The following is a 12,434-nucleotide window of genomic DNA, read 5'->3' as shown; positions in this document are numbered from 1 at the left end:
TGATATCATTTTAATGAATAAACGTAACCATTATTGCTTAATTTTAAATTCAGAAAAATTGGAAAAAACTGACAGTCTTTTCTTTCTTTCCATGATAATATTCTGGGGGCTTAACTATCCCCTTGTAAAAATAGGTTTCAGGTATGAAAATCCTTATGTTCTATTGTTTTACAGGCTTATTTTTGCAGCAATTGGCACACTAATTATTTTTAACAGACATCTTGTTTTCAGGTTTTCAAGGCGTTCATTTCAAAAACTCATTGTACTTTCACTCTTCAACATATTAATTTTTATGGAGCTCTGGTTCATAGGGGAGCAGTACATTTCAGCCTCCTTAACATCAATTATAATCTATACATATCCCATAACGTCCACCCTTTTATCAATCATATTCCTCAAGGAAAAATACAGAAAGGAAAGCATCCTTGGTATAATACTGGGATTTGCAGGAATTTTTGTTGTATTTTACAACGGTATTGATGTGCAGTATGTATATGGTATACTGATAGCCCTGGGCGGTTCAATTTCGTGGGCAATTGGTACAATATTTTACAAAAAATACATAGTTACTGAGGATAAGGCATCCGTTAATTTCTACCAGATTTTACTTGCAATAGCCCCTTCATTCATAATTGCCTACATTTCGGATCCTGGTACTTTAATATTCACCCCTCCACCAATTTTCATAATAATCACAATTCTGATGGGTGTTCCCGGTACCGCTCTTGCATATTATGCATACCTTCATCTGTATAGAAAGCTCAATGTATCTGTGGTGTCATCATTTCTTTTCCTTGTACCAGTTTCATCAGTAATATTTGCATATTTCTTATTAAATGAAAGCCTCAGCTATTTGCAATATTCGGGACTTGTTCTTATAGGTATAGGTATATATTTTTCTTCCCTGGGTTCCAGGCAATGATTAAAATTTTTAAAATAAAGTTTGGAATATGTTTAAATGATGATTAAAAAAGAATGAAAAATGAATAATGTTCACTGAAAATGCACTGTTGTAGGATATGAATACAAGATATTCTGGAAGAAATCCATTTCCATAAATTTCTGCAAAGGAAAGATCAGTTCCTGCATCATTTAATTTTTCACTCCTGCTGTCAAATGAATTGATCAAATATATCTCATTAGTTCCATTGTCATTGATATCAATTGCATAAATTCCAGATACTATAGAACCCTTATAGGAAGAGATGCCCGTTACATTTGAGTAGGGAATGTCTGAAAAGTCTTTTATTTCATAAAATGGGTATAAAATTAATCTGTGGAAAATTGGAAATTCAAAGTAATAGTAGGAGTATGCTCCCGTTGAATTTATAAAGGAAAGATCCACAATTAATCCAAGCTCTGATATTGTAATGTATTCTGCATTTATGTCAAGAGTGAACATTTTCTTAAATTCAATGTTATAGAAATTAATTGAACCATTGAAAGCCAACACTATACTTTTAGCATCTCCAAATTTAAGTATTGATGCTGAAGTTATATTCTGATGGAATGTTCTCTGTTTTTCAACAATCCCTTGGTTGACCGAATATATGTATGCGGTTTCACCAGATGTAATGAGGAGTTTGATTCCATTTTTGAATGTAAAGGGGGAAAGGGATGAAATGGTATCATTGAATTTCATTAGCTTCTCCTTTACCCAAACAATTCCATTTGAGGACATTGATCTGTATATCCAACCATCTGTGTAATAAAATACATTAACAAGACCTCCAAATTCAATTAAGGTGTCGAATCTTATATCATTCACTCTTAGCGCTCTCTCCCTTGCACTTCCATTGAGGTATATTCCTGGCAATGAAGCCAGATGTGTTGATGAGTAGTTTGATAGGAATATTTGTTGAGTCTGTGAGCTGTTTCCATTCACATCATATGGTGCAATGTAACTGAATATGTTTGGAGAATTGGGCCCTGTGGAGCCACCTCCCTGATATTCTGTTGCACTTTGGTATACCGGATCCCATCCATTTATTCCATAACCATCCTGAAAGCCAGATACAACAACGTATCCGTAATCAAGAAGGTTAGTGCCCGTTACTGATAATGGAACGAAAATATTCACCGTTGATGTGCTTAAATTAGACAGAATGTAATAACCGTTGTTCTCAAGCTGTCCAGTATTAGTAATAATGTATGCATTTTCAGGAAATCCATCTGCCTGTATAGCTAACTCCCAGGCAAAATTTTCTGTTACATCAGCATTAGGTCCTGCAAGCATGCCTATTGATCCATTTTCCCCAGGTCTGTGTATGTAAATATCTATTATTGGTTGGGAAAAACCGTATGGACCTCCAAATGGGTTGGAGAGGTTTCCAAACTTAACTGAAAATTCTGCATACTCTGAATTTTCTGAAACGTTAAAGTAAACCATTTTAACGGAATTTGCAGGATAATCGTATGAATTTTCCGGGTATGTGTAGTATCCAGGCCCATTTGATGGCTCATTATTTCTGACAGATGCAATCAGGTTAAACGAATTTATATTCAAAGGTATTTTTCCCTCAAGCGGGCCAAACATTTCACTTCTTTGTTTAATTTGAAGTACAATGGTGAATTCGAAGTTATTTCCAACTGAATATCCAATGGCGGAGAAAGGTATGTACATCTCCTCAGATATTCCAGTACCGCTGTAAATGCCCGAATATCCATTATTTATGAAAGAGCCGTTGAAAGATATGAATTCCTGTAAGGGTATGCCGTTGGCTAATGAATTATTGCCTTTAAAGTAAATAGTTGAGCTGTAATGAAGGGGCTCCCCATCAACAGTTGAGAATGATGCTCCTGGGTAACTAAGGCCTACAAGGTCCCCCTCACCTATGTTCGGGTTTGAAAAGTAAACCTCCATTCCATTTAACATAATGTGAGAATAATCACCAGCAAGCAAAAAAATCCCTGATGAGTTGAATTCATACCTCACATAGAATTTCTGCCCATTTACTTTGAAGTTGAAAAGTGCACTTCCATTCCACATGCTGTTGTTGCTCACTGATATGTATGTGCCAAAACTGGACTCACCAAAATTAAGGTAAGAACCATCCATTGGTGGTGTAACGGGCCCGGATGTAAGATTTTGGTATGGCTGTTGAGGTACTGTCCAGTTGTAACTGAGATAAGTGGGAATTGAAAGGCCAAGCACACTCAGGGCATTTCTCAAATCCCTTCTCAATTCATGTTCGAAAACTATATCGTTTTGAGCATAGAGATTCTGATCACCAGGATCAAATGAAAAGTATATGTCAGAACCCTCTGCTGCATAGATGGAGAACCATGCCTCGTCGTACCTTTCCTGCAGTGTTGTAACATTCCACTCACCAATGAATGGATAGTCACCTGCTTCATCTATGTATGAAAGATTCTTTGGTTGGATAAGATTTTTTTCCTCTCCATATTTCAGAACTTCAGATCTGACCTTTCCTAGCCATATCCAGGCCTGATCCTGAGTTGGATGTCCAGCCCATTGTGTAAGGTATGGAGAAACACTTCCAGCAGGACCCTGATAATTCCATGAACCAGTTGGCAAATAAGATAGATTCCCATGTGAATGATTCTCCTCAAAAATATACTCTTGAGGCGTTACTGTTCTGATAAATGAGCTATTTTGCTGAAGGGCCTTATAAAGATCCATAAGAAATGGGACTGCATCCTCAGGAAAGGGCGACTCAAACATCCAGTTTTCTCCATCTATTGCCACAGTTACAAGTGTATTGTAATGTCTGGATGCAGGTATTGTATTATATACATTTTTCAGATAGGCAATAAATTGATCAACAGCTGCCCAAGTTCCCTGAGATTGTGCCAATCCTCCGTAATTGAATGCCCAGTCGTTTGAAAGGGTTGAATCTCTGAAAACTATGTACACCTTGCTTCCATTTTCATTTACAAGATAGGACTCATAAAGAGATTCCATATTTGCAAGATTTGAATTTGATGATGACAACACACCCGCCTCACCAAGAACTGCCTGATCAGTTGAAGTCCATTTGACACCAGCTGAATAGAGGTATGGAATTATGGCATTGGATACAGCCTGTTCAGGAGTCCACTGGCCGCTTGGATAGAAACCGAAGTTTCTGAAGAATATTGTTCTTCCAATGTTTAACTGTGCCTGTACGTCTGTGTTAAAGGTACCCTTGTAAACTTCATTTCCATTCTGGTCAGTCCAAGAAGAAGTGAGTAGAAGTGGTAGAATAGGATGATCAAATGGAGTTGTCATTAGCTCAACGTTATTCAATTTATTGTGATCAAGTGCAAACTGGGTGATCACAATTCTTGCTTCTACTGGATAATACTTTATGATTGTGAATATATCATTTATTGAGAAATTTGTTGTGTAATACAGTGGAAGCAATGTAGTATTCTCATACTGTTTTCCAAGTTGCCCTGAAATTATTGGATAACTTACAGACCAGAGGAAGAATTCAACAAGAGCATCTTTCAATTCACTGTTGTTCAGTTGAATTCCTTTTGAATAGTATGAGAACAATTTTGCGTAGAGATTTCCAGCAGGTGTGCCTGACGAATATACCCAGGAAGGGGTATTAAATGCAAGGTCATTCTCAAGCACATACCTTACGGTTGTTGTATTCCAGGCGTACCTACCAACAAAGCTTTCCAGGAATGAATCGCCATATTCTTTTATTTCCCTGTATACAGTGTTATTCCACTGGCTTTGTGGAATAAGGGCTGCCATAATGTAGCTGTTATTGTAATTACCGTTCATTATTGCATCAATCTGGTACAGCAATGATCCTGATAATGAATAGGTAACATTAACCTCGGGATACTCTCCTAATATTATTGCCTGTTCTGCATACTCTTCCAGATGCACATCAGTCCAGGGTAGTAGCCAGTATGATGATCCCACAGAGGTGTAGAGAGGCTGATGATCATTGTAAATTATATCAAGGTTAATGGGATTGGTTTTGGCCGGTGAAGGTCCGTTGTATTTCAGGCTAAGATTAAGAAAATTATTTACAGTGAAATAATTTTCTTGATTTCCATCATTGTAAGTTCCTATTTGATTGAAGGGAATTCCAGTACCTACCCAGGATCCGCTTCCACCAACAATAAATGCTGCAAGTTTTATATTTTCTAATCCAGTATGGTTCTGGAAAATTTCACTCAAAGGTATAGCAATCTCAACACTGTTTGTACCATAATAGGTTTTTACATTTTCACTTTGCCCCTGAGGTGCCCTATCACTCATGTTTAAAGGTGTTTTGATTGAATATAACTGAGACGGGCCGCATGCATAATTTGCAAAAAAAACATTTACGGGTGAGGTGAAAATTATATTCCTTGTCCAAACGTTCATATTTGTGAAATTATAGGTACCAAGTGTTGAACCTGTGCCATTATTTATGAAAACAATAAAACCGTTATTGACATAATGGGCATAAAATCCCAAAAAAAGGCAAGTTTCGTTATACGCAGAGTAGAATGAACAAATATTATTCTGTGCACCCCATGCAGACTCATTTGTATTATCATAAATGAGAGCATTATTTCCAAAGTCAATGTAAGGATTACCTGTAAAATTTACATTTTTTTCAATTATTGTGTGATTATGTGTAATACTTGTGCCTAAACTTCCAGAGATAGAGGCTGCTGATAAGATCATTATAAAGGCTAGCGAAAAAGCTAATTTCTTTAGCATAGAAATAATAGAAATATTAAATATTAATAATTTGTTATTTTTATAAACAAACTACTACTCTTTATAGTTAAAAAGTATTGATACAATCTAAAAAAGTAAAAAAACATAATATTTATATTGCAAAGTACCACATACAAATAATTAAATAAGTTTCATTTAATATGGTTTCAGGTGCAAATATGGTAAAACTGGAAGAACTGGATTATAAGCCAAAGCCAATAGATGAGAACTTTGCAGAGAACTCTGATACCTACCCTGTTGTGGGAAAGCACAACGAACATGAGGTAAGGGGAGAGGGAGTTCAGAGAACAGATGCTGACGGGAAACCATATCCCACAAAGCTAGGTATACATGGAACCCATGTGGCTGTGGATTGGGAAGCTTGCATTGCTGACGGAGCTTGCATGGACGTATGCCCTGTAAGTCTTTATGAGTGGTTTTTGAATCCAGGTCAGTATGGAGCAGGGAATGATAAGAAGATAGCAGATGACAAAGAACTTTACGAAAAGTTCAGAACTGACAAATGCGATCCTGTAAGGGAAAACGAATGCATTTTCTGCATGGCTTGCGAGAGTGTTTGTCCAACAAGAGCAATAAAGATAACTCCCGCATAAACACATAACTTTTTTTTAGCCCCGTGGTGTAGTGGCCAAGCATATCGGACTTTGGATCCGACGACGGCAGTTCAAATCTGCCCGGGGCTGTTAATTGGATAATTATGATAAAAATAATAGGACGAATCTCAAAAAATGAAACCCTGGAAAAGAGTGCAAGTGTAGAAGAAATTTACAGATTACTGAACATCAACAGGGACAGATTTATTGCCGTGAAGAATGGTGTACCTGTAACTGAAGATGAAATTGTGAACCCTAATGATGATCTTTCAATCATTGAGGTTTTTTCCGGGGGATAAATGGCTCAATTCTCTCACAATATTTTTTATAAACCTGCTCTATCTTAACCTTTTCATTCTCAAATATAAATTCCCCACTATTCTTCATAGAATTCAGATTTTTTCCAAAATTTAAATCTGAAATTTTACTCTTGATTATGTTAAGTATGTCGGTCTCTTCAACTTTCAGATCCACCACAAGTCTCTGTTTATTGATATACGGACCCCTGAGAACTGAAGGATTGCCAATGTATTTTTTGTAAAACTTCAATGCGTTTTCATTGTCCACCTCCGGGCCCCAGTGCATTTTAACCGATGATATATTTCGGGACAAAAATTCCATAAGTATACTTACATTGTTTTCATCAGCATAGACCTCTCCATCCAGAAATGGTAATTCATTAATTTCTGAAAAAGTTTTTAATGATTTTAATGATAGATGAAGTTGCGGATATATTATATCATCAACAAGTTCAGGTCTTTTCATTTTAAATATAATTATAAAGGTGTCTCTCTCTCTGCATTTTTCCTTTTTATTTTTAATCAGTTCATAATCGAAGAATAAGGGTGACGGCTGATCAACATAAGCCCTAGCCGCCATTTTTAATACTGAAAGTGAATGTTCTGTGACAGCTGCCGCTGCATTTCTTGTTGCGTCCACAGGATCAATAAGAACAACAGGGGAATCAAATTTTTCAATATTATTCAGCACCATCCTTCCTTTCAATGATGAACAATATTTTATGAATGATTCAAATGTTCCAAACATTGTTATAAGCAGTTCAGAAACGTATCCTGAAAAACCTCCCGTTTTAAGTTCAGAACCATAAATTGACTGCCCCTTCAGAAAAAGCTTCAATTTTATTGCCTCATTTCTCATTTCATCGTTCATTCTTTCTTTTAGATATTTGGAATGAAGGGGAGTTCTGTCAACAGATGAAATAATTCTTTCTCCAGGTTTTATTTCAAAACAGGGGACAATATCAACCTTTGTTTCCCTAAAATAACCTGATACATATGGGTGCTCTGCAAATTTTGAAACAGGTTTTTCAAGCAGAGAGAAACCTGTATCTAACCCAATTTTCTCCATTTCCCTTTTGGAATAAATTTCTCTTGGAAATATGAGGAATATATCCATGTCGCTGTTTTTTAATGATGTTCCTCTAGAAAGGGAACCCACAAGTTCTGCCTTTCCTTTTATATTGTTTCCATTAAAATATTCCTCTATTTTTTTGATCAGAGATTCAGCTTTTCTAATCTCTCTCTCCAGTTCCTCTTTGGAAGGCCTGTATTTAATGATTATATCATCAATTTCTGTCATCATTTTTTTTTCTGTAATATTCTCATTATGGCTTCTGCCGGTTCACCCTCAGCTTCTTTCAGTGCTTTTAGAGCCTCTTCCCTGGTACCACCGGACTGTTCCATAACAAGCCTGACATCATCTTCCGGAAATTCTTCTTTTTTCTCACCAATCTCTGATGGCTGTTTCACAGGGCCCTTAATCTCCTTCATATCCCCAACTATCTGAAAACTCTTCTGCCCCTGTGCCTCTATCATAACAACCTGGGGGTTCTCTATTACATATGATTTGGAGCCGGCCTCCATCACTATTCTCTTAACATCTGTCATTTCAGTGGATTTGATACCCATCTGCTGCATCATTCTCTTAAGGTCTCTGGAGTTCATCCTTCCCGGTATCATATATGGTTAATTCATTAATCATAATGAAATTTATTACTGAATCATATGAAATATAAGAAGCCCATATTATTATCATTCTCACTTCTTAAAGGTTATATAAAATAATGGTATTGAGAGGTCAGGCCGTGATAGCTCAGCAGGGAGAGCGCCAGACTGAAGATCTGGAGGTCGCTGGTTCAAACCCGGCTCACGGCATCTTCTTTTTGAATTTCATGATTTAAAATTTCATATTACGATATCTTTTAAATAAATTAAATTAATAAATATAAGCAGAGGTTCAAAACTCTAAAATCTTTTCATTTTTCTGACAATCCATATAAACAATATGATAATATGTATATGTGGATGAAAGCGGTAATGAATTTCCAAAGATAGGGGGAATGAATCCAAGGAAATATCAGGTTGAGGCTTACAGAAAGGCTCTTCAATATAATTTATTACTTGTGCTACCAACAGGACTTGGAAAGACACTTGTATCTGCAATGGTAGCCCTTTCTTATCTTAAAAATGAAAAAAGATGCCTGATGCTTGCCCCAACAAGGCCGCTTGTTGATCAGCACCTGATAACAATGAGAAAACTTTTGAATGGAAATAATTTCACCATAGACTCAATAACAGGTGGAGACACAAAGGATGTAAGAAAGGATAAATGGGTATCCTCACATCTTCTTATAGGTACTCCACAGACTGTGGAAAAAGATATAAAGAATGGTATCGCAAACCTTGAAAAATACTTTCTCCTCATAGTGGATGAGGCCCACAGGGCAACCGGAAACTATTCATATGTTTTTGTTGCGAAGACTTTTCAGGATATGGGTGGTAGAAGAATCCTGGCAATGACGGCAAGCCCGGGCTCAAAAAACGAGAAAGTAGATGAGATAAAGGCAAACCTAGGAATTTCTGAGGTATACATAAAAACCGATAAGGATCCTGATATTATAGAATACATACACGGCTATGATATTGAACCAATTTACATTGAGATACAAAAAGAACAGATGGTCTGCATATCAATGTTAAGGGGTGCCAGGGAAGAACTTATATCATCTCTGGCAAGGTATGCCCCAGAGATAAAAAGGAGATCTGGAAGGCAGGATATATCCAGGTACATGCGACAGCTTTCAATGAAGGCAGCATCTGGAGAGAAGAATCTTTTCAGTGTGATTCCATTATTCACTGCACTTATGAGACTGGACGTCCTTTCGGAATATGTGGAAACCCAGGGTATAGAAGTTGCTTACAAAACACTTGAGGAGATGGAAAGATCTGAGGAAAAATCCATGAAGAGGACAATGGCAATACTTGATAAAAATGATTATTTTTTAAAGGCTAAGAAAATAATGAAACAGGAATATGAGGAGTTTGAAAACCCTAAATTCAAAAAAATTCTTGAAATGTGTGAGGATAAAATAAAGGAGAATGAGTCATCAAGGTGTATAGTTTTCACACATTTTAGAAAAACCTCAGAGTTTCTGTTAAAATATTTAACAAAAAATTCTACTTTAATAAAGCCAATAAGATTCGTTGGTCAGGCAAGCAGGGAAAATGATCCGGGGATGTCTCAGAAAAAGCAGAGGGAGGGAATAAGCGAATTTTCATCCGGTAAATATAATGTGATGCTTGCTACCAGTGTGGCAGAGGAGGGGCTTGATATCCCAGGTGCTGATATGGTAATTTTTTATGAACCTGTTCCATCTGAAATAAGGGCAATACAGAGAAGAGGAAGAACTGGAAGATTCAGGCATGGTTCTGTATATATCCTCATATTTGAAGGAACAAGGGATCAGGCTTATTATTATTCAAGCCTGAGAAAGGAGAAAAAGATGGTGAGCAGCCTTTCCAAAGATATGGAAAGGAAAAATCCAAGAAAAATTGATGAATATTAGACTTTCTCAACAGATACGCTGCATAATCTTGCTATAAGATAGTCAATCTGTATCTTCTCCGTACCTCCCTGAACTATTCTGTATTCTGCGTCTGCAAGTGCAAGAATGCTCTCCCTCTTAAGAACAGGAGGAACCTGTTCATACCTCATAAGAATGTGAAGACCTTTTACTATTTCAAGACCTGAATAACCCCTTTCCACAAGAAGATCCTGAGCTATCTTTGATGCCTCCTCAAAGTTTCCATTTCTCACATTTGCAAGAAGGGGTCTAAGTTCCTTCTCTTCCACTATTCCTTCCAGTTCATAAACGTCCCTGACCTTAGGCTCTTCAATATAAGAAATGGATTGAAGAGAGTTTATGGCTTTTCTAAGATCTCCATCAGAAAGCTCACCTATTGCCGAGTACACATCATCGTTTATTTTTAGATTTTCCTTCTCTCCAATTTTTTTAAGGGCCCTTACAACATCATCCTTTTCAAGTCTCTTGAATCTTAACACAATTGCCCTTGACTGGATTGGCTCAATTATGTTCGAAGAGTAATTGCATGAAAAAATGAACCTTAGATGTTCCGAATATACCTCCATGATCCTTCTAAGAGCGGTCTGCGCCTCCTGTGTCAGTTGATCTGCTTCATCAAGAAAAACTATTCTGTAACTATTCTCAGATAATGATCGCATCTTTCCAAAATTTTTGATATTTACCCTTATGGTATCTATTCCACGCTGATCTGAAGCGTTCAGTTCCATCAGGTTGTCCTGCCAGTTTTCACCAAGTATTTCTTTTGCCAGGGCCAATGCAGCGGTGGTTTTTCCACAGCCCGGGGGACCCGCAAGTATAATATTCTGAATTTCTCCAGCTTTTACAAAACTTGATAATACTTTCACGGCATCTTTCTGTCCTTCAAGATCCTCTACTCTGGAAGGTCTGTATTTTTCCACCCACATTTCCATATAAGGTAATTGCTCTTTAATAATATAATAATTCTCACATTTACAGAAATATATTGCATCAATCAGAATATTTGGAAATAAATTTCAAAAGAACATCAGTTTTATTTTTAAAAAATAAGTTTTTAATTTAAAACGCCTATATGCCAAAAAAAGTAATTTCTTAATTTTAGAATATTCTCTTTACACTTTTTTAAGAATAACTATCTTGTTATAGAGAAGTATTTTAAATTATCATAATATAACATAATGTATGGTCAGGCACAAGATTGCGGTTTTTGCTTCAGGCTCAGGAACAACATTTCAGAGCATTGTAGATCGAACAAAGAGTGAATCATCTTCATATCATGTTATCTTCCTGGTCACCGACAGGGAGGATTGCGGTGCTGTTTCAATAGCAAAAAACAATGGCATTGATGTGCTCCATTATGGTAACCGAGTAGTAGAGACGCTTCTGGATTCATCGGTGAGTCTTATTGTTCTTGCCGGGTTCCTCAAAATACTAAAACAGGATTTTATAAAAGCGTTCAACAATCGTATTGTTAACATTCACCCATCCTTACTGCCATCCTTTGGGGGCAAGGGTTTTTATGGAATGAATGTTCATCACGCTGTGCTAAGATCAGGGGTAAAATATACAGGGTTCACGGTACATCTGGTGAGGGAGGGTATAGATGATGGGCCCATAGTTTATCAGAAAATTGTGCCCGTACTTCCAGGGGACACTCCTGAAGACCTGCATGCAAGGGTTCATAAATATGAGTTGCAGATCTATCCGGGAATAATTGATATGATGCTTTCCAATGGATACGATGTTGTTGGAAACACTGTAAACATAATGTAAGACATGAAAGCATAAATTTTCAGAAATATTTTTGTATTAAAGTTTCATAAATATTTGTATGATTGATTTTATAAAGATAAAAAGTGCTTTTGATTTTGAAGAGACAATGAAAAAGGTTCTTGACTTTTTAAATTCAAGAAAAGTTCTGGTTTTTACAATTATAGATCATAAAAAAAATGCAGAAAGGGTAAACATGTTCTTGAATAAAGAATCTCTAATTTTATTTGGAACACCAGAGGTGGGCACCAATCTGATGATTGAAAATCCAGACTCAGGTTTTGAACTTCCATTGAGAATCCTGATATATGAAAAAGATGGAAGTGTCAACATTGTATTGCCAGACATTGATAAAACAGCTCAGAGATTTTCCCTCACAGATTCATCAGAATCTTTGAAAAAAATGAAAAACCTAATGGGAGATTTAATTGCCAACTTTAATATGTAATGAGATTGGCAGCTTAAAATTAATTTTTTATTTTTCAATATAATT

At 36.5% G+C, this 12,434-nt stretch carries 10 protein-coding genes and 2 tRNA genes; 8 read left to right on the top strand and 4 right to left on the bottom strand.

The annotated features are described in order from the left end of the window. Nucleotides 1-58 precede the first annotated feature (58 nt). Complete coding sequence (locus tag ACNF4Z_RS04490; RefSeq protein WP_458328047.1) at nucleotides 59-922, top strand: DMT family transporter; 864 nt, start codon at nucleotides 59-61, stop codon at nucleotides 920-922. 9 nt (nucleotides 923-931) lie between these two features. Here the strand turns inward: ACNF4Z_RS04490 and ACNF4Z_RS04485 are convergent, their stop codons facing one another. After that, a complete protein-coding gene (locus ACNF4Z_RS04485; protein ID WP_458328046.1) occupies nucleotides 932-5,674 on the bottom strand; it encodes a glucodextranase DOMON-like domain-containing protein in 4,743 nt (1,580 codons plus the stop codon). Between the two features lie 179 nt (nucleotides 5,675-5,853). Between ACNF4Z_RS04485 and ACNF4Z_RS04480 the strand changes: the two genes are divergently transcribed. From ACNF4Z_RS04480 to ACNF4Z_RS04470, 3 genes are all read left to right on the top strand, one after another. After that, nucleotides 5,854-6,288, top strand: coding sequence for a 4Fe-4S binding protein (locus ACNF4Z_RS04480; protein WP_458328045.1), 435 nt, complete (start codon nucleotides 5,854-5,856; stop codon nucleotides 6,286-6,288). 17 nt (nucleotides 6,289-6,305) lie between these two features. Continuing rightward, nucleotides 6,306-6,378 (top strand) — tRNA-Gln (locus ACNF4Z_RS04475). Nucleotides 6,379-6,392: 14 nt separating this feature from the next. Continuing rightward, nucleotides 6,393-6,587, top strand: a complete 195-nt coding sequence (locus ACNF4Z_RS04470) for a MoaD/ThiS family protein (RefSeq protein ID WP_458328044.1) — start codon at nucleotides 6,393-6,395, stop codon at nucleotides 6,585-6,587. Here the strand turns inward: ACNF4Z_RS04470 and cca are convergent. Continuing rightward, nucleotides 6,562-7,887: a CCA tRNA nucleotidyltransferase gene (gene cca / locus ACNF4Z_RS04465; protein ID WP_458328043.1), complete on the bottom strand. Its 1,326-nt coding sequence runs from the start codon at nucleotides 7,885-7,887 to the stop codon at nucleotides 6,562-6,564. The two genes, ACNF4Z_RS04470 and cca, sit on opposite strands and share 26 nt — an antisense overlap. After that, on the bottom strand, nucleotides 7,887-8,267 hold the full coding sequence (locus ACNF4Z_RS04460; protein ID WP_458328042.1) for a nascent polypeptide-associated complex protein: 381 nt from the start codon (nucleotides 8,265-8,267) through the stop codon (nucleotides 7,887-7,889). The genes cca and ACNF4Z_RS04460 overlap by 1 nt, the downstream gene beginning before the upstream one ends. 122 nt (nucleotides 8,268-8,389) lie before the next feature. On the opposite strand from ACNF4Z_RS04460, the gene ACNF4Z_RS04455 reads away from it, so the two are divergent. Further along, nucleotides 8,390-8,462, top strand: a tRNA-Phe gene (locus tag ACNF4Z_RS04455). Between the two features lie 146 nt (nucleotides 8,463-8,608). Further along, nucleotides 8,609-10,153, top strand: a complete 1,545-nt coding sequence (locus ACNF4Z_RS04450) for a DEAD/DEAH box helicase (protein WP_458328041.1) — start codon at nucleotides 8,609-8,611, stop codon at nucleotides 10,151-10,153. Here ACNF4Z_RS04450 and ACNF4Z_RS04445 read toward each other — a convergent pair. Further along, the gene (locus tag ACNF4Z_RS04445) at nucleotides 10,150-11,103 is read right to left on the bottom strand and encodes a replication factor C small subunit (protein ID WP_458328040.1); all 954 of its coding nucleotides are present in this window, start codon (nucleotides 11,101-11,103) and stop codon (nucleotides 10,150-10,152) included. The genes ACNF4Z_RS04450 and ACNF4Z_RS04445 overlap by 4 nt on opposite strands. Nucleotides 11,104-11,353: 250 nt before the next feature. Here ACNF4Z_RS04445 and purN point away from each other — a divergent pair, with 250 nt between their 5' ends. Next, nucleotides 11,354-11,944, top strand: a complete 591-nt coding sequence (purN, locus tag ACNF4Z_RS04440; RefSeq protein ID WP_458328039.1) for a phosphoribosylglycinamide formyltransferase — start codon at nucleotides 11,354-11,356, stop codon at nucleotides 11,942-11,944. A 58-nt stretch (nucleotides 11,945-12,002) separates the two neighbouring features. Beyond that, nucleotides 12,003-12,389, top strand: coding sequence for a DUF302 domain-containing protein (locus ACNF4Z_RS04435; protein WP_458328038.1), 387 nt, complete (start codon nucleotides 12,003-12,005; stop codon nucleotides 12,387-12,389). Nucleotides 12,390-12,434 lie beyond the last annotated feature (45 nt).

The sequence above is a fragment of the Caldiplasma sukawensis genome, assembly GCF_052315375.1.
In the GTDB taxonomy this organism is placed as follows: Archaea; Thermoplasmatota; Thermoplasmata; order Thermoplasmatales; family Thermoplasmataceae; genus Cuniculiplasma.
This window is presented reverse-complemented; position numbering and strand designations above follow the sequence as displayed.

What these genes read in the sequence shown, in the direction of transcription:
- ACNF4Z_RS04470 (WP_458328044.1), top strand. Translation starts at nt 6,393, where the DNA reads ATGATAAAAATAATAGGACGAATCTCAAAAAATGAAACCCTGGAAAAG.
- ACNF4Z_RS04445 (WP_458328040.1), bottom strand. Translation starts at nt 11,103, where the DNA reads ATGGAAATGTGGGTGGAAAAATACAGACCTTCCAGAGTAGAGGATCTT.
- cca (WP_458328043.1), bottom strand. Translation starts at nt 7,887, where the DNA reads ATGACAGAAATTGATGATATAATCATTAAATACAGGCCTTCCAAAGAG.
- ACNF4Z_RS04485 (WP_458328046.1), bottom strand. Translation starts at nt 5,674, where the DNA reads ATGCTAAAGAAATTAGCTTTTTCGCTAGCCTTTATAATGATCTTATCA.
- purN (WP_458328039.1), top strand. Translation starts at nt 11,354, where the DNA reads ATGGTCAGGCACAAGATTGCGGTTTTTGCTTCAGGCTCAGGAACAACA.
- ACNF4Z_RS04460 (WP_458328042.1), bottom strand. Translation starts at nt 8,267, where the DNA reads ATGATACCGGGAAGGATGAACTCCAGAGACCTTAAGAGAATGATGCAG.
- ACNF4Z_RS04435 (WP_458328038.1), top strand. Translation starts at nt 12,003, where the DNA reads ATGATTGATTTTATAAAGATAAAAAGTGCTTTTGATTTTGAAGAGACA.
- ACNF4Z_RS04480 (WP_458328045.1), top strand. Translation starts at nt 5,854, where the DNA reads ATGGTAAAACTGGAAGAACTGGATTATAAGCCAAAGCCAATAGATGAG.